We start from the raw sequence: 18,213 nt of genomic DNA on the forward strand, positions 1-18,213 counted from the left end.
ATGTCGCGCATTGGACGGCTGCCCATCCAGGTCCCCGCTGGCGTGGACGTCACCATCGATGGCCAGACGGTCTCGGTGAAGGGCCCCAAGGGCTCGCTCACCCACGTCGTCGCTGAGCCGATCGAGATCGGCAAGGGCGAGGACGGCACCGTGCTCGTCACCCGCCCGAACGACGAGCGTCGCTCGAAGGCCCTGCACGGCCTGACCCGCACGCTGGTGGCGAACATGATCACCGGTGTGACCGCGGGCTACCGCAAGTCGCTGGAGATCAGCGGTGTCGGCTACCGCGTCAACGCGAAGGGCTCCGACATGGAGTTCGCGCTTGGCTACAGCCACCCGATCCTGGTCACCGCGCCCGAGGGCATCTCCTTCGTCGTCGAGTCCCCCACCAAGTTCCACGTGGACGGCATCGACAAGCAGAAGGTCGGCGAGGTCGCCGCGAACATCCGCAAGCTGCGCAAGCCCGACCCGTACAAGGCCAAGGGCGTCAAGTACGCGGGCGAGGTCATCCGCCGCAAGGTCGGAAAGAGTGGTAAGTAAGCGATGAGTGTCTCTGTCAAGATCGGCAAGGGCAACGCCTACAAGAGCGCCGCTCGCAAGCGCCGCGCGATCCGCGTTCGCAAGCGCGTCGTCGGCACCGAGGTGCGTCCGCGTCTCGTCGTGACGCGCTCGAACCGTCACATGGTCGCCCAGGTCATCGACGACGCGAAGGGTCACACCCTGGCGTCGGCGTCCACCCTCGACGTGTCCATCAAGGGCGCCGAGGGCGACAAGACCGAGCTGGCCAAGAAGGTCGGGAGCCTGGTCGCCGAGCGCGCCAAGGCCGCCGGCATCGAGTCGGTCGTCTTCGACCGCGCGGGCAACCGGTACGCCGGCCGCATCGCCGCCCTGGCGGACGCGGCTCGCGAGGCCGGGCTCGACTTCTAAGCCGCTCGTCGACTCTGTCGACGGACGTAAACGAGAGAGGTAATTCCAATGGCTGGACCCCAGCGCCGCGAAGGCGGCGCCGGTCGCGGCACGGGTGGCGAGCGGCGCGACCGTAAGCGTGACGGTCAGGGCAACGCCCAGGCCGTCGAGAAGACCGCTTACGTCGAGCGCGTCGTCGCGATCAACCGTGTCGCCAAGGTTGTCAAGGGTGGCCGTCGCTTCAGCTTCACCGCGCTCGTCGTGGTGGGCGATGGCGAGGGCACCGTGGGTGTCGGTTACGGCAAGGCGAAGGAGGTTCCGGCCGCCATCGCGAAGGGTGTCGAGGAGGCCAAGAAGAACTTCTTCAAGGTCCCCCGTATCCAGGGCACCATCCCGCACCCCATCCAGGGTGAGAAGGCCGCCGGCGTCGTGCTGCTGAAGCCCGCCGCCCCCGGTACCGGTGTTATCGCCGGTGGTCCGGTGCGCGCCGTCCTGGAGTGCGCCGGCATCCACGACATCCTGTCGAAGTCGCTCGGCTCGGACAACGCGATCAACATCGTGCACGCCACCGTGGTGGCTCTGAAGGGCCTCGTCCGCCCCGAGGAGATCGCCGCCCGTCGTGGCCTGCCGCTGGAGGACGTGGCTCCCGCCGCCCTGCTGCGGGCTCGTGCTGCTGGGGTGAGCGCCTGATGGCTCGCCTGAAGATCACGCAGACCAAGTCGTACATCGGCAGCAAGCAGAACCACCGTGACACCCTGCGTTCGCTTGGTCTCAAGCGCATGCACGACGTCGTGGTGAAGGAGGACCGTCCCGAGATCCGCGGGATGGCCCACACGGTCCGTCACCTGGTGACGGTTGAGGAGGTGGACTGATCATGGGCGACAACCCGATCAAGATCCACAACCTGCGTCCCGCCCCGGGTGCCAAGACCGACAAGATCCGCGTGGGTCGTGGTGAGGGTTCCAAGGGTAAGACCGCTGGTCGTGGTACCAAGGGCACCAAGGCCCGCTACCAGGTTCCGCAGCGCTTCGAGGGTGGCCAGATGCCGCTCCACATGCGCCTGCCGAAGCTGAAGGGCTTCAAGAACCCGTTCAAGATCACGTTCCAGGTCGTGAACCTGGACAAGCTGGCCGAGCTCTACCCGCAGGGTGGCGAGGTCACGGTCGAGGACCTGGTCGCCAAGGGCGCGGTTCGCAAGAACTCCCTCGTCAAGGTGCTCGGCACCGGCGAGGTCTCGGTCGCGCTGCAGGTGACGGTGGACGCCGTCTCCGGCTCCGCCGCCGAGAAGATCAAGGCCGCCGGCGGTACGGTCACCGAGCTCGTCTGAGCTCCCTGACCCCGCCGACCACCGGCTTCGAGCCCCGCACCTCCTCCGGGAGGTGCGGGGCTCGTGCTTTTACCCGGGCTTTCACCGCGGGGCCGAAATCAGCCGGTGCCGACCCTCGTTCTTTTGTGTGGCAAACCCGGGCATCCCGTACCCCGTGAGTGGGGGAGTCGCGGCTCACGCTTCTTCGGAGTGGCCGCGCACTGTTAGAGTCCGTGGAGTTCCCTTGTAGGCTGCGCGTAGGCTCGCCTGTGCCGTCTGTACGGGAGCCCGAACCGCAAACTCCCCCAATCAGGACCGACCCTCCCGCCGACGACGCGCGGGAGGCGCAGGAGGCACCGTGCTCAGTGCGTTCGCGCGGGCGTTCCAGACGCCCGACCTGCGCAAGAAGCTGCTGTTCACGCTGGGCATCATGGTGCTGTTCCGGCTGGGCTCGCACATCCCGATCCCGGGAGTCAACTTCCAGGCGGTCAACGTCTGTGTGAGCGACAGCAAGAGGAACGGCCTGTTCGGGCTGGTCAACCTCTTCAGCGGTGGCGCGCTGCTGCAGCTGACGATCTTCGCGCTCGGCATCATGCCGTACATCACGGCGAGCATCATCCTCCAGCTCCTCACGGTCGTGATCCCGCGACTGGAGATGCTGAAGAAGGAGGGTCAGGCCGGCCAGGCGAAGATCACCCAGTACACCCGCTACCTGACCATCGCGCTCGCCGTGCTCCAGGGCACCGGCATCGTCGCGACGGCCTCCAGCGGCGCGCTGTTCTCGGGCTGCCCGGTGGCCAACGAGATCGTTCCGGACACCGGCGTGTTCCGGATCGCCGTCATGGTCATCACCATGACCGCCGGCACCACCGTGATCATGTGGCTCGGTGAGCTGATCACCGACCGCGGCATCGGCAACGGCATGTCGCTGCTGATCTTCACCTCGATCGCCGCGCAGTTCCCGTCGCAGCTGTGGAACATCAAGCAGTCGGGCACCATCGGCGGCGGCTGGGTCGAGTTCCTGTCCGTGATCGCGGTCGGCATCATCGTTGTGATGCTGGTCATCTTCGTCGAGCAGGCCCAGCGCCGGATCCCGGTGCAGTACGCGAAGCGCATGATCGGCCGCCGGTCCTTCGGCGGGACCTCGACGTACATCCCGCTCAAGGTGAACCAGGCCGGTGTCATCCCGGTCATCTTCGCCTCGTCGCTGCTGTACATCCCGGCCCTGGTGGTCCAGCTGACCAACAGCCAGGCGGGTTGGGCGGTGTGGATCAACCGGCACTTCGTCAAGGGTGACCACCCGATCTACATGGCCACCTACTTCCTGCTGATCGTCTTCTTCGCCTTCTTCTACGTCGCCATCTCCTTCAACCCCGAAGAAGTTGCCGACAATATGAAGAAGTATGGTGGGTTCATCCCGGGCATCCGGGCCGGCCGCCCGACGGCCGAGTACCTGAACTACGTGCTGACCCGAATCACGTGGCCGGGTTCCCTCTACCTGGGCCTGATCGCGTTGATTCCGATGATCGCCCTGGTCGCCTTCGGACAGCAGTCCAGCTTCCCGTTCGGCGGTACCAGCGTGCTCATCATCGTCGGCGTCGGACTCGAAACTGTGAAGCAGATCGAGAGCCAGCTCCAGCAGCGCAATTACGAAGGGTTCCTCCGCTGATGCGTATCGTCCTCGTTGGTCCTCCCGGGGCCGGGAAGGGTACTCAGGCGCACCTGCTCGCCAAGACCCTGTCCATTCCCCACATCTCGACCGGAGACCTGTTCCGCGCCAACATCGGTCAGGGCACCCCGCTGGGGCTCGAGGCCAAGAGCTACATGGACGCGGGTCGCCTGGTTCCGGACGAGGTCACCATCGGGATGGCCAAGGACCGCATGCTCCAGCCGGACGCCGCCAACGGCTTCCTGCTCGACGGCTTCCCCCGCAACCTGGGCCAGGCCAAGGCGCTGGACGAGTTCCTCGCCGAGCAGGGCATCAAGCTCGACGGCGTGCTGGACCTGGAGGTCCCCGAGGACGAGGTCGTCCGCCGGATCGCCGGCCGCCGGCTGTGCCGCAACGACGGCGGCCACGTCTTCCACGTGGACTACAACCCGCCGAAGGTCGAGGGCGTCTGCGACGAGTGCGGCGGCGAGCTGTACCAGCGCTCGGACGACACCGAGGACAAGGTGCGCACCCGGCTGGAGGTCTACCACACGGAGACCGAGCCGATCATCGACTACTACGTCCAGCAGGACCTGGTGGCGACGATCTCCGCCCTCGGCAAGGTGGACGAGGTCACCCAGCGCGCGATCGAGGCGCTGAAGCAGAACGGCTGAGGTTCCTCAGCGAGTACGCACGTACGGCCGGGTCGCCCGTGGAGCGGGCGGCCCGGCCGTTTTCGGCGTCGTACGGTGGTAGGCAGTGGTAATCCGGACTTGGAAGGCGTGACCTGATGGTGGAGATCAAGACCCCCGAGCAGATCGCCAAGATGCGAGCGGCCGGCCTGGTCGTCGCCGAGGCGCTGAAGGCCTGCCGCGAGGCGGTCGCTCCCGGGGTGACCACCCAGGAGCTCAACGACATCGCGGACAAGGTGATCACCGACCACGGCGCCACCTCGAACTTCCGCGCCCACCACGGCGGCCTGTGGTTCCCGGGCGTGATCTGCGCCTCGGTGAACAACGAGGTCGTGCACGGCATCCCGGGCGACCGGGTGCTGCAGGAGGGCGACCTGATCTCGATCGACTGCGGCGCCATCCTGGACGGCTGGCACGGCGACTCGGCGATCACCGTGGCGGTCGGCGAGGTCCGTCCCGAGGTCGAGATGCTGAGCCGGGTCACCGAGGGCTCGATGTGGGCCGGCATCGCCCAGATGAAGAAGAACAACCGCCTGGTCGACGTCTCGAAGGCGATCGAGGGCTTCATCCGCCGCCAGCCGCTGCCGCCCAAGGGCAAGTGGGGCATCACCGAGGGCTACGGCGGCCACGGCATCGGCACCGCGATGCACATGGAGCCGCACGTGCTGAACTACGTCGAGCGCGGCCGCGGCAAGGGCCCGAAGCTGGTCCCCGGCACGGTGCTGGCGATCGAGCCGATGGTCTCGCTGGGCACCCCGCACACCACCGTGCTGGAGGACGACTGGACGGTCGTCACCAACGACGGCACCTGGGCCTCGCACTGGGAGCACTCGGTGGCCGTCACCGAGCAGGGCCCGCTGGTGCTGACCGCCTTCGACGGCGGCAAGGCCGAGCTGGCCAAGCTGGGGATCACCGCCGCTCCGGACCCGCTCGCGTAGTGGCGGAGGCGGCCAACTGCCGCGCCTGACAAGGGATCAGAGCCCTGGAGGTTTGGACCTCCAGGGCTTTTGTCCTATTTTTAACGGCTGGCAGAGGCAGTTCGAGCTTCCGAGCGTTCAGGAGAGAGCACGTGCTCAAGGGATTCCGCGACTTCATGATGCGCGGCAACGTCGTCGACATGGCGGTCGGTGTCGTCATCGGTGCCGCGTTCACCGCGGTGGTGACCGGCTTCGTGTCCGCCTTCCTCACCCCGCTGGTCGGTGTGGTGGTCGGCGCGGCCGGCGACTTCAGCTCGTACACGGCGACGATCGCCGGGGTGAAGTTCCCGTACGGCCAGTTCCTGAACGTGCTGATCGCGTTCGTGATGACCGCGGCGGTGCTGTACTTCTGCATCGTGCTGCCGATCGGCAAGGCCACCGCGCGCTACCTGCCGAAGAAGCCCAAGACCCCGATGCGCCCCTGCCCCGAGTGCCTGACCGAGATCCCCGAGGCCGCCCGCCGCTGCTCGGCCTGCACCGCCCACGTCGAGCCCCTGGTCGCCCCCACCGCGTACTGACCGTCCGGGTGTGACGGTGGTCGCCTTCCGGGGCCCCGGTTTTGGTCCACCCGAATCGCTGACGTAGGATGGACCGTCGGCTCACTCGTAGCGTGCTTCGGCACGCCCTCTTCCCTTCGGGGCTGGGGTGAATCCAGGTTCGCACGAGCGTTCCGCATACGGTAGCCGGTCCCGGAAGGTGGATCTCGCAGTTCATGGCTAAGAAGCAAGGCGCCATTGAGATCGAGGGCACCGTGATCGAGTCTCTTCCGAACGCGATGTTCAAGGTCGAGCTGCAGAACGGTCACAAGGTCCTCGCGCACATCAGCGGCAAGATGCGCATGCACTACATCCGCATCCTGCCGGACGACCGGGTCGTCGTGGAGCTCAGCCCCTACGACCTCACGCGCGGCCGGATCGTCTACCGCTACAAGTAAAGTCACATCATCGCCTCGCGGCGGTGGCGTCAGATCTAGACCCGGAGAACCTGAACATGAAGGTCAAGCCGAGCGTCAAGAAGATCTGCGACAAGTGCAAGGTGATCCGCCGCCACGGCCGGGTCATGGTGATCTGCGACAACCTGCGCCACAAGCAGCGCCAGGGCTGATCTCTCCCCAGCATTTCTCGTAGTACTTCGCGCGACGCGAAAACGTCATACGCGGGCTGCCCGATCCGTCCCCACGGGGCCGGACTGCCACCCCCGGTCAGAGGCCGGGGCTCCCTCATCGAGAGATGACGGAGTAGGCGGCACGCCAGACCTCTGAAGAACCACAGGAGCCATGAATGGCACGCCTCGCCGGCGTTGATCTCCCCCGTGAGAAGCGGATCGAGATCGCCCTCACCTACGTGTACGGCATCGGCCGTACCCGCGCCCAGCAGACCCTCGCCGAGACCGGCGTCAACCCGGATGTCCGCGTTCGCGACATCACCGAGGAAGACCTGGTCAAGCTGAGCCAGTACATCGACGCCAACTACACGGTCGAGGGTGACCTCCGCCGTGAGGTGGCCGCCGACATCCGCCGCAAGGTCGAGATCGGCTGCTACGAGGGTCTGCGTCACCGCCGTGGCCTGCCGGTCCGCGGCCAGCGCACCCACACCAACGCGCGTACCCGCAAGGGCCCGCGTCGCGCGATCGCCGGCAAGAAGAAGCCGGGCAAGAAGTAGTCCGTCCCGTAACCGGACATCCCTCCGGCCCGCGGGTCAGCGGACCGACCACCTCAGTAGGAGAACAGACTTATGCCCCCCAAGGGTCGTCAGGCTGCCGGCGCGAAGAAGATCCGCCGCAAGGAAAAGAAGAACGTCGCTCACGGCCACGCGCACATCAAGAGCACGTTCAACAACACCATCGTTTCGATCACCGACCCCGCGGGCAACGTGATCTCCTGGGCCTCTGCCGGCCACGTCGGCTTCAAGGGCTCGCGCAAGTCCACCCCGTTCGCCGCGCAGATGGCCGCCGAGGCCGCTGCCCGTCGCGCGCAGGAGCACGGCATGCGCAAGGTTGACGTCTTCGTGAAGGGTCCGGGCTCCGGCCGCGAGACCGCGATCCGTTCGCTCCAGGCCACCGGCCTGGAGGTCGGCTCGATCCAGGACGTCACCCCCACCCCGCACAACGGCTGCCGTCCGCCGAAGCGCCGCCGCGTCTGACCCGATCGTCCCTTCGGGGACGACCCGGGCACGCTGGGTTCTGCTGTAAACCTCGTACGGGCTCCCGTTTCTTGCGGGAGCCCGTACGCTTGGTCCTGTCGGCATCAAATAGTGGGTGCCGAAGACAACTGGAGGATTCACCCCCATGCTTATCGCTCAGCGTCCGTCGCTGACCGAAGAGGTCGTCGACGAGTTCCGCTCGCGGTTCGTGATCGAGCCGCTGGAGCCGGGCTTCGGCTACACCCTCGGCAACTCCCTGCGCCGCACGCTCCTGTCGTCGATCCCGGGTGCCGCTGTCACCAGCATCCGCATCGACGGCGTCCTGCACGAGTTCACCACCGTGCCGGGCGTCAAGGAGGACGTGACCGACCTCATCCTCAACATCAAGCAGCTGGTCGTCTCCTCGGAGCACGACGAGCCGGTCGTGATGTACCTGCGCAAGCAGGGCCCGGGCGTCGTGACCGCCGCCGACATCGCCCCGCCGGCGGGTGTCGAGGTGCACAACCCGGAGCTGGTCCTCGCCACGCTGAACGGCAAGGGCAAGCTGGAGATGGAGCTGACCGTCGAGCGCGGTCGCGGCTACGTCTCCGCCGTCCAGAACAAGGCCTCCGGCCAGGAGATCGGCCGCATCCCGGTCGACTCGATCTACAGCCCCGTGCTGAAGGTCACCTACAAGGTCGAGGCCACCCGTGTCGAGCAGCGGACCGACTTCGACAAGCTGATCGTCGACGTCGAGACCAAGCCCGCCATGCGTCCGCGCGACGCCATGGCCTCGGCCGGCAAGACCCTGGTGGAGCTGTTCGGCCTCGCCCGCGAGCTGAACATCGACGCCGAGGGCATCGACATGGGCCCGTCCCCGACGGACGCCGCCCTGGCCGCCGACCTGGCGCTGCCGATCGAGGAGCTGGAGCTCACCGTCCGCTCCTACAACTGCCTCAAGCGCGAGGGCATCCACACCGTGGGTGAGCTCGTCGCCCGCTCCGAGGCCGACCTGCTCGACATCCGCAACTTCGGTGCGAAGTCGATCGACGAGGTCAAGGCGAAGCTGGCCGGCATGGGCCTGGCCCTCAAGGACAGCCCGCCCGGGTTCGACCCGACCGCCGCCGCCGACGCCTTCGGCGCCGACGACCTGGACGACGCGGGTTACGCGGAGACCGAGCAGTACTGAGAGACTTGACCGCGGGGGCGGTTCTGGAAGGAACCGCCTCCGCTGTCGTGAAAGTCGTGCGGGCACAGTGCCCGTACGCCCGTTGCGGTACCTGGTACGGCCGCAGTCGGAGATTCGAGGAGTAATTCCATGCCGCGTCCCACCAAGGGTGCCCGCCTCGGCGGCGGCCCGCACCACGAGCCGCTGCTGCTCGCCGGTCTGTGCCGGGAGCTGTTCCAGCACGGCCGCATCACCACGACCGAGGCCAAGGCCCGTCGGATGCGCCCGCTGGCGGAGAAGCTGATCACCAAGGCCAAGAAGGGCGACCTGCACAACCGTCGCCTGGTGCGCAAGACCATCACCGACGTGTCGGTCCTGCACACCCTCTTCACCGAGATCGCGCCGCGCTACGAGAACCGCCCGGGTGGTTACACCCGTATCACCAAGATCGGTCCCCGTCGTGGCGACAACGCCCCGATGGCCGTGATCGAGCTGGTCGAGGCGCTCACCGTCGCGCAGACCGCCGTCGGCGAGGCCGAGGCCGCCACCAAGCGTGCCGTCAAGGAGGCCGACGCCAAGGTCGAGGCCACCGAGACCGCCGAGGTCGAGGCTGCCGAGCAGGCCTGACACCGCTAGGTGTTCGCGGGCCCGCTTCCCCAGTGATGGGGGAGCGGGCCCGTTCCGCATCCATGGAGATTGGGAAGCAGTGCTCAACGATTGCGCCGAGCAGCCGCCGGTGAAGGACGGCCCCGCGCAGGGGTACGTCCGGGTCCGGCTCGACCTCGCCTACCACGGCGCCGAGTTCTCCGGCTGGGCCCGCCAGAAGGGCGGCCGCCGCACCGTGCAGGAGGAGATCGAGAGCGCGCTGCAGGTGGTCACCCGCAGCGCGGAGCTGTTCCCGCTGACCGTGGCCGGCCGCACCGACGCCGGGGTGCACGCGCGCGGCCAGGTCGCGCACGTCGACCTGCCGGCCGAGCTGTGGGAGGCGCACCGGGAGAAGCTGCTGCGCCGGCTGGCCGGGCGGCTGCCCGGGGACGTCCGGATCTACCGGGTCGGCGAGGCGCCCGCCGGGTTCGACGCCCGCTTCTCGGCGATCTGGCGCCGGTACGCCTACCGGGTCGCCGACCACCCCGGCGGCGTCGACCCGCTGCTGCGCGGGCACGTGCTCTGGCACGACCGGCCGCTGGACGTCGAGAAGATGAACGCCGCCGCGAAGCTGCTGCTCGGTGAGCACGACTTCGCCGCGTACTGCAAGAAGCGCGAGGGCGCCACCACCATCCGCACCCTGCTGGAGCTGCACTGGGACCGCGTCCCGGTGGACACCTACGCGGCGCAGGAGGGCACCCTCGCGGTCGCCACCGTCCGGGCCGACGCCTTCTGCCACAACATGGTCCGGGCGCTGGTCGGCGCGATGCTGCTGGTCGGCGACGGGCACCGGCCGGTGGAGTTCCCCGGCGAGGTGCTGGCGGGCGGCGTGCGCAACTCGGCCGTCAACGTGATCCGGCCGTACGGGCTCACGCTGGAGGAGGTCGGCTACCCGCCGGACGACCAGCTGGCCGAGCGCAACCGCCAGGCCCGGCGGCTGCGCACCCTGCCGGGGCAGCCCGCCGTGGTTGGTTAATCGGTTTTGGCTCGGCGTGTCCGCTTGGGACAATCGTCCGCATGGGACACGTCGAGATTTCGCACCTTGAGTACTACCTGCCGGACGGGCGGGTGCTGTTCGACGACGCGTCCTTCCGGGTCGGCGAGGGCGCCGCGGTCGCCCTGGTCGGCGCCAACGGGGCCGGCAAGACCACCCTGCTGCGCATGATCGCGGGCGACCTCCAGCCGCACGGCGGCTCGGTGACGATCAGCGGAGGGCTCGGCGTGATGCGCCAGTTCGTCGGCACCACCGGCCGCGAGGACCAGCAGAACACCCCGGGCGCGCTGCCCGCCGACGCCTCGGTGCGCGACCTGCTGGTGTCGGTCGCCCCCGAGCGGATCGCCGTCGCCGCCCGCGCGGTGGACGCGGCCGAGCTGGCCATGATCGCCCAGGACGACGAGAAGACGCAGATGGCGTACGCCCAGGCGCTCTCCGACTGGGCCGACGTGGGCGGCTACGACTACGAGACCGACTGGGACGTCTGCACCACGGCGGCCCTCGGCATGCCCTTCGACAAGGCCCAGTGGCGCGGCCTGAGCACCCTCTCCGGCGGCGAGCAGAAGCGGCTCGTGCTGGAGGCGCTGCTGCGCGGCCCGGAGGAGGTGCTCCTCCTCGACGAGCCCGACAACTACCTGGACGTCCCGGCCAAGCGCTGGCTGGAGGAGGCCATCAAGGCCACCTCGAAGACCGTCCTGTTCATCTCGCACGACCGCGAGCTGCTGTCGAAGACCGCCGACAAGATCATCTCGGTCGAGTCCGGCGCGGCGGGCAGCAGCGTCTGGGTGCACGGCGGCGGCTTCGACTCCTTCCACGAGGCCCGCAAGGACCGCTTCGCGCGCTTCGAGGAGCTCGGCCGGCGCTGGGACGAGGAGCACGCCAAGCTCAAGAAGCTGGTCGTCACCCTGCGCCAGGCCGCGGCCGTCAGCCACGCCCTGGCCACCCGCTACGCGGCCGCCCAGACCCGGCTGAAGAAGTTCGAGGAGGCCGGCCGGCCGGAGGAGCCGCCGCGCGAGCAGAACATCACCATGCGGCTCAAGGGCGGGCGCACCGGCGTGCGCGCCTTCACCATGGAGCGGCTGGAGCTCACCGGCCTGATGCAGCCCTTCGACCTGGAGGTCTTCTACGGCGAGCGGGTCGCCGTGCTCGGCGCCAACGGCGCCGGCAAGTCGCACCTGCTGCGGCTGCTGGCCGGCGACGGGACGGTCGCCCACAGCGGCGACTGGAAGCTCGGCGCCCGGGTCGTCCCCGGCCACTTCCGGCAGACCCACGCCCACCCGGAGCTGTTCGGCCGGACCGTCCGCTCGATCATCGAGGAGGAGCACGCGCTCAGCCGCGGCGCCGCGATGGGCGCGCTGCGCCGCTACGAGCTGGACCGCCAGGAGGAGCAGAAGTTCGAGTCGCTGTCCGGCGGACAGCAGGCCCGGCTGATGATCCTCAAGCTCGAACTCGACGGCGTGACGGCCCTGTTGCTGGACGAGCCGACCGACAACCTGGACCTGGAGAGCGCCGAGGCGCTGCAGGCGGGGCTGGAGGCCTTCGAGGGCACCGTGCTGTGCGTCACGCACGACCGCTGGTTCGCCCGGACCTTCGACCGCTTCCTGGTGTTCGGCGCGGACGGTCGGGTCTTCGAGTCGCCCGAGCCGGTCTGGGACGTCACCCGGGTCGAGCGCGAACGCTGAGTGACGGGATGCGGGCCGGGAGGGGATTTTTGACCCCTCCCGGCCCGCCCGGTAACCTGGACGCTTGATGTGCGTATTGGCTCGCTCTATCTCACGTGAGAGGTCGGTACGCCGGAGACATCAGGTCGACGACCAGCGGTCCCCCTTGAATTGCGTCCAAGGGTGGCCAGGCTGCTCTTCCGTCCGGGTGCTCCTGTCAGGACTCACTCACTGAAAAGCGAAGGCTACGACCGTGCGTACGTACAGCCCCAAGCCCGGCGACGTCCAGCGTCAGTGGCACGTCATCGACGCGACCGACGTCGTGCTGGGCCGCCTGGCCTCCCAGGCCGCCAACCTCCTCCGGGGCAAGCACAAGGCGATCTACGCGCCGCACGTTGACACTGGTGACTTCGTCATCATCATCAACGCCGACAAGGTGCACCTGTCCGGTAACAAGAAGACCCAGAAGCTGGCCTACCGCCACTCGGGCTTCCCGGGCGGTCTGCGCTCGGTGCGCTACGACGACCTGCTGGCGAACAACCCCGAGAAGGCCGTCGAGAAGGCCATCAAGGGCATGATCCCCAAGAACAGCCTGGGCCGTCAGATGCTCTCGAAGCTGAAGGTCTACTCGGGCCCGGTGCACCCGCACACGGCCCAGCAGCCGGTTCCGTTCGAGATCACCCAGGTCGCCCAGTAATTCCGGCCACCAAGCCCCCCATCACTGAAAAGAGCTGAGGAACACCGTGGCCGAGACCACTGAAACCCTTGAGGTCGACTTCGACGAGACCGTCGTCGAGGGCGAGTACACCTCCGAGGAGAGCTACACCTCCGAGTCCCTGGCCGGCCGCTTCGGCGAGGCCGTCCCCGGCGCCGGCCTGGGCCGCCGCAAGGAGGCGATCGCCCGCGTGCGCATCGTCCCCGGCACCGGCCAGTGGAAGATCAACGGTCGCACCCTCGAGGGCTACTTCCCCAACAAGGTGCACCAGCAGACCGTGAACGAGCCCTTCAAGCTCCTGGAGCTGGACGGCCGTTACGACGTCATCGCCCGCATCAGCGGCGGCGGCGTGTCCGGCCAGGCCTACGCGCTGCGCCTCGGCGTGGCCCGTGCCCTGAACGAGGCCGACGTGGACAACAACCGCGGCGCGCTGAAGAAGGCCGGCTTCCTGACCCGTGACGCCCGCGCCGTCGAGCGCAAGAAGGCCGGTCTGAAGAAGGCCCGCAAGGCGCCGCAGTACAGCAAGCGCTAATCGCGTCCCCGGGGGGTGCGGACCGCCCTGGCGGCGTCGCCCCCCTGGTCGCGCGAAACCGTCGCCCCGGAGTACCCCGTGTACTCCGGGGCGACGTGTTCCCCGGCTATCGTGCGGCGGCCGGGTCATCGGTGGGGTTCCGAGCATGGTGATGGAGGACGGGACAGTGGGACGACTCTTCGGTACGGACGGCGTTCGCGGCGTGGCCAACGAGGGCCTGACGGCCGAGCTGGCGCTCGGGCTGTCGGTCGCGGCCGCGCACGTGCTCGGCGAGGCCGGCGCCTTCGACGGCCACCGGCCGGTCGCGGTGGTCGGCCGGGACCCGCGCGCCTCGGGCGAGTTCCTGGAGGCCGCGGTCATCGCCGGCCTGGCCAGCGCCGGCGTCGACGTCCTGCGGGTCGGCGTGCTGCCCACCCCGGCCGTCGCGTACCTCACCGGCGCGCTCGGCGCCGACTTCGGCGTGATGCTGTCCGCCAGCCACAACGCCATGCCGGACAACGGCATCAAGTTCCTCGCCCGCGGCGGCCACAAGCTGGACGACCGGATCGAGGACGCGATCGAGGCCCACTACCGCACCCACACGCTCGGCGACGAGGACTGGAAGCGCCCGACCGGCGCGGCGGTCGGCCGGGTGCGCGAGTACACCGAGGGCTTCGACAAGTACGTCGCCCACCTGATCGGCGTGCTGCCCAACCGCCTGGACGGCATCAAGGTCGTCATCGACGGCGCCCACGGCGCGGCCGCCTACGTCGCCCCCGAGGCCTTCGCCCGGGCCGGCGCCGAGGTCGTCCACACCCTGGGGGCCGAGCCCACCGGCCTCAACATCAACGACGGCGTCGGCTCCACCCACCTGGACCGGCTGCGCGCCGCGATGAAGGAGTACAAGGCCGACCTCGGCATCGCCCTGGACGGCGACGCCGACCGCTGCCTGGCCGCCGACGCGGACGGCAACGAGGTCGACGGCGACCAGATCATCGCGATCCTCGCCGTCGCCATGAAGGAGGCCGGCACGCTGCGCCGCAACACCGCGGTGGCCACCGTGATGTCCAACCTCGGCTTCAAGCTGGCGATGCGCCGCGAGGGCATCGAGCTGGTGGAGACGGCGGTCGGCGACCGGTACGTGCTGGAGGCGATGAAGGAGCACGGCTTCGCGCTGGGCGGCGAGCAGTCCGGCCACGTCATCCTGCTCGACCACGCGACCACCGGCGACGGCACCCTGACCGGCCTGATGCTGGGCGCCCGGCTGGCCGCCACCAAGCAGCCGCTGGCCGACCTGGCCGCCGTGATGACCCGGCTGCCGCAGGTGCTGATCAACGTCAAGGGCGTCGACAAGGCGCGGGTGCGGACCAGCGAGGAGCTGGCCGCCGCCGTCGCCGCCGCCGAGGCCGAACTGGGCGACACCGGCCGGGTGCTGCTGCGCCCGTCCGGCACCGAGCCGCTGGTGCGGGTCATGGTCGAGGCCGCGGACGCGGCGCAGTCCGAGGCCGTCGCGCAGCGGCTCGCCGAGGCCGTCCGCACCCACCTGGGCTGACCCCCGCCGCTCTACGCACGAGAAGGGCCCCGCTCGGTGCGGGGCCCTTCTCGTGCGCTGCGCTCAGAGCTTGCGCAGCAGCGCCCGGCGGACCTTGTGGTCCTGGCCCTTCTGCAGGACCAGGGTGGCCCGGCCGCGGGTGGGCAGCACGTTCTCCAGCAGGTTCGGCTTGTTGATGGTGCGCCAGACCTGCCGGCCGTACTCCATCGCCTCCTCCTCCGGCACCTCGGTGAAGCGGCGGAAGTAGGAGTTCGGGTCCTGGAAGGCGGTCTGCCGCAGCTTGCGGAAGCGGTCCAGGTACCAGTGCTCGATGTCGTCGGTGCGGGCGTCGACGTAGATCGAGAAGTCGAAGTAGTCGGCCACCGCGAGCCGGGTGCGGCCGTCGTTGCCGGGCAGCGCCGGCTGCAGCACGTTCAGGCCCTCGACGATCAGGATGTCGGGGCGCTCCACCGTCAGCACCTCGTCCGGCACGATGTCGTACACCAGGTGCGAGTACACCGGCGCGGTGACCCGCTCCCTGCCCGCCTTCACGTCCGCGACGAAGCGCATCAGCGCCCGGCGGTCGTACGACTCGGGGAAGCCCTTGCGGGCCATCAGGCCGCGGCGGCGCAGCTCGGCGTTGGGCAGCAGGAAGCCGTCCGTGGTGACCAGCTCGACCCGGGGGTGCTCGGGCCAGCGGGCGAGCAGGGCCTGCAGCAGGCGCGCGGTGGTCGACTTGCCGACCGCCACCGAGCCGGCCACGCCGATGATGAACGGCGTCCGGGTGCGCTCGGTGTCCGGGGTGTCCAGGAAGGTGCCCAGCGCGCCGCGCAGCTCGTGCGTGGCGTGGATGTACAGGTTCAGCAGCCGGGACAGCGGCAGGTAGACGTCGCGGACCTCGTCCAGGTCGAGGGCGGTGCCGAGGCCGCGCAGTCGCTCGACCTCCTCGGCGGTCAACGGCAGCGGCGTTCGCTCGCGCAGCGCGCTCCACTCGGCCCTGCTGAGGTCCACGTAGGGGGACGGCGAGGGGCCGGGCGCGGGGGCGCCCCGCGTACAGAGTTCGGTCAGCACATGCTCCATTGTGAGCCGTCGCCCCGTTCACGGTGGTTGTGGTGTCGGTCACCCAACGTTCCGGAGAGCCGGGAAAAGCGGCGCGAAACCGCCCTTATGCTGGCACGCATGTGCGGAATTGTTGGATATGTGGGCGCTCAGTCCGCCCTCGACGTCGTCATCGCTGGCTTGCAGCGACTGGAGTACCGGGGCTACGACTCGGCCGGAGTAGCGGTACAGACGCAGGACCCCGATGGGCAGTGGGTCCTGGTCACCGACAAGCGGGCGGGCAAGCTCGCCAACCTGGAGAAGTCGCTCGCCGAGACCCCTCTTCCCGGCGGCACCACGGGCATCGGCCACACCCGTTGGGCCACCCACGGCGGCCCGACGGACGCCAACGCCCACCCCCACCTCGACGACCACCTCAAGGTCGCCGTGGTGCACAACGGCATCATCGAGAACTTCGCGCAGCTGCGCGCCGAGATCGCCGAGCGCGGCCACACCCTGCGCTCCGAGACCGACACCGAGGTCGTCGCCCACCTGCTCGGCGAGGCCTACCAGGGCGACCTCGCCGAGGCCATGCGGGTCGTCTGCCGCCGGCTGGACGGCGCCTTCACCCTCGTGGCCGTCCACGCCGACGCGCCCGACGTGGTGGTCGGCGCCCGCCGCAACTCGCCGCTGGTCGTCGGGCGCGGCGAGGGCGAGAACTTCCTCGCCTCGGACGTCGCCGCGTTCATCGCGCACACCCGCGAGGCGATCGAGCTGGGCCAGGACCAGGTCGTCGAGCTGCGCCGCGACGCCGTCACGGTGACCAACTTCGACGGCACCCCGGCCGACGTGCGCGAGTACCACGTCGACTGGGACGCCTCCGCCGCCGAGAAGGGCGGCTACGACTACTTCATGCTCAAGGAGATCGCCGAGCAGCCGAAGGCCGTCGCCGACACCCTCCTCGGCCGGATCGGCACCGACGGCCGGCTCACCCTCGACGAGCTGCGGATCTCGGACGCCGAGCTGCGCTCCGTCGACAAGGTCGTCATCGTCGCCTGCGGCACCGCGTTCCACGCCGGCATGATCGCCAAGTACGCGATCGAGCACTGGACCCGCATCCCCTGCGAGGTCGAGGTCGCCTCGGAGTTCCGCTACCGCGACCCGATCATGGGCCCCGGCACGCTGGTCATCGCCATCTCGCAGTCCGGCGAGACCATGGACACCCTGATGGCGCTGCGGCACGCGCGCGAGCAGGGCGCCAAGGTGCTGGCGATCTGCAACACCAACGGCTCGACCATCCCGCGCGAGTCGGACGCGGTGCTGTACACCCACGCCGGGCCGGAGGTCGCGGTCGCGTCCACCAAGGCGTTCCTCACCCAGCTGGTGGCCTGCTACCTGGTCGCCCTGTACCTGGGCCAGGTGCGCGGCACCAAGTGGGGCGACGAGATCTTCGCCGTCATCCGCGAGCTCGGCGACGCGCCCAAGCAGGTCGAGCAGGTGCTGGAGACCATGGAGCCGGTGCGCGAGCTGGCCCGCTCCCTGGCCGACGCCCGCTCGGTGCTGTTCCTCGGCCGCCACGTCGGCTTCCCGGTGGCCCTGGAGGGCGCGCTCAAGCTCAAGGAGCTGGCGTACATGCACGCCGAGGGCTTCGCGGCGGGCGAGCTCAAGCACGGCCCGATCGCGCTGATCGAGGAGGGGCTGCCGGTCGTGGTGGTCGTGCCCTCGCCGCGCGGGCGGTCGATCCTGCACGACAAGATCGTCTCCAACATCCAGGAGATCCGGGCCCGCGGCGCCCGCACGATCGTGATCGCCGAGGAGGGCGACGAGGCCGTCGTCCCGTACGCGGACCACCTGATCCGCATCCCGGTCACCCCGACCCTGCTGCAGCCGCTGGTCTCCACCGTCCCGCTCCAGGTCTTCGCCTGCGAGCTGGCCACGGCCAAGGGCCACGAGGTCGACCAGCCGCGCAACCTGGCGAAGTCGGTCACGGTCGAGTAGTGACGGCGCCGGCGCCCCTGCGGTGGCTGTGCCCTACCGCAGGGGCGCCGTGTCGAGCGTTGACTTCCAGAACGAGCGCGATGCCGGCCGGCAGTGACCACGGCTCCTGCCCCCGGAAGGTGCGGTCACGATGATCTCCTCCCAGGGTCGGAAGAGTTCGATCGTGAATCCCTGGGGCACGTGCAGCCTCAGGAACGCCTGAAGGAGATCCACGAGTGCCAACGTAGGCGTACCGTCCGGTGCCGACAGGGGATCGGTGGAGAGGCCACTCGAAGGGGTGCCGCGATCCGGCGTCGGCCGACT

General features: G+C 69.2%; 22 protein-coding genes. 21 read left to right on the plus strand and 1 reads right to left on the minus strand.

The window, feature by feature from the left end:
* From rplF to glmM, 20 genes are all read left to right on the plus strand, one after another.
* Window positions 1–540 (plus strand): 50S ribosomal protein L6, encoded by a 540-nt coding sequence (gene rplF, locus AB2U05_RS19555; protein ID WP_045693042.1) that lies wholly within the window; start codon window positions 1–3, stop codon window positions 538–540.
* A 3-nt stretch (window positions 541–543) separates the two neighbouring features.
* The gene (rplR, locus tag AB2U05_RS19560) at window positions 544–927 is read left to right on the plus strand and encodes a 50S ribosomal protein L18 (RefSeq protein ID WP_030280785.1); all 384 of its coding nucleotides are present in this window, start codon (window positions 544–546) and stop codon (window positions 925–927) included.
* A gap of 48 nt (window positions 928–975) precedes the next feature.
* The gene (gene rpsE / locus AB2U05_RS19565) at window positions 976–1,596 is read left to right on the plus strand and encodes a 30S ribosomal protein S5 (protein ID WP_045693041.1); all 621 of its coding nucleotides are present in this window, start codon (window positions 976–978) and stop codon (window positions 1,594–1,596) included.
* Window positions 1,596–1,778, plus strand: a complete 183-nt coding sequence (rpmD, locus tag AB2U05_RS19570; protein WP_030055835.1) for a 50S ribosomal protein L30 — start codon at window positions 1,596–1,598, stop codon at window positions 1,776–1,778. Before rpsE ends, rpmD begins: the two co-directional genes overlap by 1 nt.
* Entirely contained in the window at window positions 1,778–2,233 is a 456-nt protein-coding gene (gene rplO / locus AB2U05_RS19575; protein WP_094742972.1) for a 50S ribosomal protein L15, read from the plus strand. Before rpmD ends, rplO begins: the two co-directional genes overlap by 1 nt.
* 337 nt (window positions 2,234–2,570) lie before the next feature.
* Entirely contained in the window at window positions 2,571–3,881 is a 1,311-nt protein-coding gene (gene secY / locus AB2U05_RS19580) for a preprotein translocase subunit SecY (protein WP_045693040.1), read from the plus strand.
* Window positions 3,881–4,534 (plus strand): adenylate kinase, encoded by a 654-nt coding sequence (locus tag AB2U05_RS19585; RefSeq protein WP_045693039.1) that lies wholly within the window; start codon window positions 3,881–3,883, stop codon window positions 4,532–4,534. Before secY ends, AB2U05_RS19585 begins: the two co-directional genes overlap by 1 nt.
* A 116-nt stretch (window positions 4,535–4,650) precedes the next feature.
* Window positions 4,651–5,490, plus strand: a complete 840-nt coding sequence (gene map / locus AB2U05_RS19590) for a type I methionyl aminopeptidase (protein ID WP_045693038.1) — start codon at window positions 4,651–4,653, stop codon at window positions 5,488–5,490.
* A gap of 131 nt (window positions 5,491–5,621) precedes the next feature.
* Window positions 5,622–6,047 (plus strand): large conductance mechanosensitive channel protein MscL, encoded by a 426-nt coding sequence (gene mscL, locus AB2U05_RS19595; protein WP_045693037.1) that lies wholly within the window; start codon window positions 5,622–5,624, stop codon window positions 6,045–6,047.
* A 194-nt stretch (window positions 6,048–6,241) separates the two neighbouring features.
* The gene (gene infA, locus AB2U05_RS19600) at window positions 6,242–6,463 is read left to right on the plus strand and encodes a translation initiation factor IF-1 (protein ID WP_003956442.1); all 222 of its coding nucleotides are present in this window, start codon (window positions 6,242–6,244) and stop codon (window positions 6,461–6,463) included.
* Between the two features lie 56 nt (window positions 6,464–6,519).
* Window positions 6,520–6,633 carry a 50S ribosomal protein L36 gene (gene rpmJ / locus AB2U05_RS19605; RefSeq protein WP_003956441.1) on the plus strand — a complete coding sequence of 38 codons (114 nt, stop codon included), beginning with the start codon at window positions 6,520–6,522 and terminating at the stop codon, window positions 6,631–6,633.
* A gap of 176 nt (window positions 6,634–6,809) precedes the next feature.
* Window positions 6,810–7,190, plus strand: a complete 381-nt coding sequence (rpsM, locus tag AB2U05_RS19610) for a 30S ribosomal protein S13 (protein ID WP_030259703.1) — start codon at window positions 6,810–6,812, stop codon at window positions 7,188–7,190.
* A gap of 72 nt (window positions 7,191–7,262) precedes the next feature.
* A complete protein-coding gene (gene rpsK, locus AB2U05_RS19615) occupies window positions 7,263–7,670 on the plus strand; it encodes a 30S ribosomal protein S11 (protein ID WP_030232513.1) in 408 nt (135 codons plus the stop codon).
* Between the two features lie 145 nt (window positions 7,671–7,815).
* Entirely contained in the window at window positions 7,816–8,838 is a 1,023-nt protein-coding gene (locus AB2U05_RS19620; RefSeq protein WP_030055844.1) for a DNA-directed RNA polymerase subunit alpha, read from the plus strand.
* Between the two features lie 129 nt (window positions 8,839–8,967).
* Window positions 8,968–9,444 (plus strand): 50S ribosomal protein L17, encoded by a 477-nt coding sequence (gene rplQ / locus AB2U05_RS19625; protein WP_045693036.1) that lies wholly within the window; start codon window positions 8,968–8,970, stop codon window positions 9,442–9,444.
* A 79-nt stretch (window positions 9,445–9,523) separates the two neighbouring features.
* Complete coding sequence (truA, locus tag AB2U05_RS19630) at window positions 9,524–10,438, plus strand: tRNA pseudouridine(38-40) synthase TruA (protein ID WP_045693035.1); 915 nt, start codon at window positions 9,524–9,526, stop codon at window positions 10,436–10,438.
* Window positions 10,439–10,479: 41 nt separating this feature from the next.
* Window positions 10,480–12,138 (plus strand): ABC-F family ATP-binding cassette domain-containing protein, encoded by a 1,659-nt coding sequence (locus AB2U05_RS19635; RefSeq protein ID WP_045693034.1) that lies wholly within the window; start codon window positions 10,480–10,482, stop codon window positions 12,136–12,138.
* Between the two features lie 232 nt (window positions 12,139–12,370).
* The gene (gene rplM / locus AB2U05_RS19640; protein ID WP_045693033.1) at window positions 12,371–12,814 is read left to right on the plus strand and encodes a 50S ribosomal protein L13; all 444 of its coding nucleotides are present in this window, start codon (window positions 12,371–12,373) and stop codon (window positions 12,812–12,814) included.
* Between the two features lie 46 nt (window positions 12,815–12,860).
* Window positions 12,861–13,364 carry a 30S ribosomal protein S9 gene (gene rpsI / locus AB2U05_RS19645; RefSeq protein ID WP_045693032.1) on the plus strand — a complete coding sequence of 168 codons (504 nt, stop codon included), beginning with the start codon at window positions 12,861–12,863 and terminating at the stop codon, window positions 13,362–13,364.
* Window positions 13,365–13,530: 166 nt separating this feature from the next.
* Window positions 13,531–14,895 (plus strand): phosphoglucosamine mutase, encoded by a 1,365-nt coding sequence (gene glmM / locus AB2U05_RS19650; protein WP_045693031.1) that lies wholly within the window; start codon window positions 13,531–13,533, stop codon window positions 14,893–14,895.
* Window positions 14,896–14,958: 63 nt separating this feature from the next.
* On the opposite strand, the gene coaA is transcribed toward glmM, so the two are convergent.
* Entirely contained in the window at window positions 14,959–15,954 is a 996-nt protein-coding gene (gene coaA / locus AB2U05_RS19655) for a type I pantothenate kinase (protein ID WP_045708448.1), read from the minus strand.
* Window positions 15,955–16,053: 99 nt separating this feature from the next.
* On the opposite strand from coaA, the gene glmS reads away from it, so the two are divergent.
* The gene (gene glmS / locus AB2U05_RS19660) at window positions 16,054–17,910 is read left to right on the plus strand and encodes a glutamine--fructose-6-phosphate transaminase (isomerizing) (RefSeq protein WP_078859640.1); all 1,857 of its coding nucleotides are present in this window, start codon (window positions 16,054–16,056) and stop codon (window positions 17,908–17,910) included.
* Window positions 17,911–18,213: the final 303 nt, after the last annotated feature.

Source organism: Streptomyces sp. Y1 (assembly GCF_041053115.1).
In the GTDB taxonomy this organism is placed as follows: domain Bacteria; phylum Actinomycetota; class Actinomycetes; order Streptomycetales; family Streptomycetaceae; genus Kitasatospora; species Kitasatospora rubellomurina.

What these genes read in the sequence shown, in the direction of transcription:
- rplQ (WP_045693036.1), top strand. Translation starts at nt 8,968, where the DNA reads ATGCCGCGTCCCACCAAGGGTGCCCGCCTCGGCGGCGGCCCGCACCAC.
- rpmJ (WP_003956441.1), top strand. Translation starts at nt 6,520, where the DNA reads ATGAAGGTCAAGCCGAGCGTCAAGAAGATCTGCGACAAGTGCAAGGTG.
- map (WP_045693038.1), top strand. Translation starts at nt 4,651, where the DNA reads ATGGTGGAGATCAAGACCCCCGAGCAGATCGCCAAGATGCGAGCGGCC.
- rplF (WP_045693042.1), top strand. Translation starts at nt 1, where the DNA reads ATGTCGCGCATTGGACGGCTGCCCATCCAGGTCCCCGCTGGCGTGGAC.
- rplR (WP_030280785.1), top strand. Translation starts at nt 544, where the DNA reads ATGAGTGTCTCTGTCAAGATCGGCAAGGGCAACGCCTACAAGAGCGCC.
- infA (WP_003956442.1), top strand. Translation starts at nt 6,242, where the DNA reads ATGGCTAAGAAGCAAGGCGCCATTGAGATCGAGGGCACCGTGATCGAG.
- AB2U05_RS19620 (WP_030055844.1), top strand. Translation starts at nt 7,816, where the DNA reads ATGCTTATCGCTCAGCGTCCGTCGCTGACCGAAGAGGTCGTCGACGAG.
- rpsE (WP_045693041.1), top strand. Translation starts at nt 976, where the DNA reads ATGGCTGGACCCCAGCGCCGCGAAGGCGGCGCCGGTCGCGGCACGGGT.
- coaA (WP_045708448.1), bottom strand. Translation starts at nt 15,954, where the DNA reads ATGGAGCATGTGCTGACCGAACTCTGTACGCGGGGCGCCCCCGCGCCC.
- rpsM (WP_030259703.1), top strand. Translation starts at nt 6,810, where the DNA reads ATGGCACGCCTCGCCGGCGTTGATCTCCCCCGTGAGAAGCGGATCGAG.
- rpmD (WP_030055835.1), top strand. Translation starts at nt 1,596, where the DNA reads ATGGCTCGCCTGAAGATCACGCAGACCAAGTCGTACATCGGCAGCAAG.
- rpsK (WP_030232513.1), top strand. Translation starts at nt 7,263, where the DNA reads ATGCCCCCCAAGGGTCGTCAGGCTGCCGGCGCGAAGAAGATCCGCCGC.
- AB2U05_RS19635 (WP_045693034.1), top strand. Translation starts at nt 10,480, where the DNA reads ATGGGACACGTCGAGATTTCGCACCTTGAGTACTACCTGCCGGACGGG.
- AB2U05_RS19585 (WP_045693039.1), top strand. Translation starts at nt 3,881, where the DNA reads ATGCGTATCGTCCTCGTTGGTCCTCCCGGGGCCGGGAAGGGTACTCAG.
- glmS (WP_078859640.1), top strand. Translation starts at nt 16,054, where the DNA reads ATGTGCGGAATTGTTGGATATGTGGGCGCTCAGTCCGCCCTCGACGTC.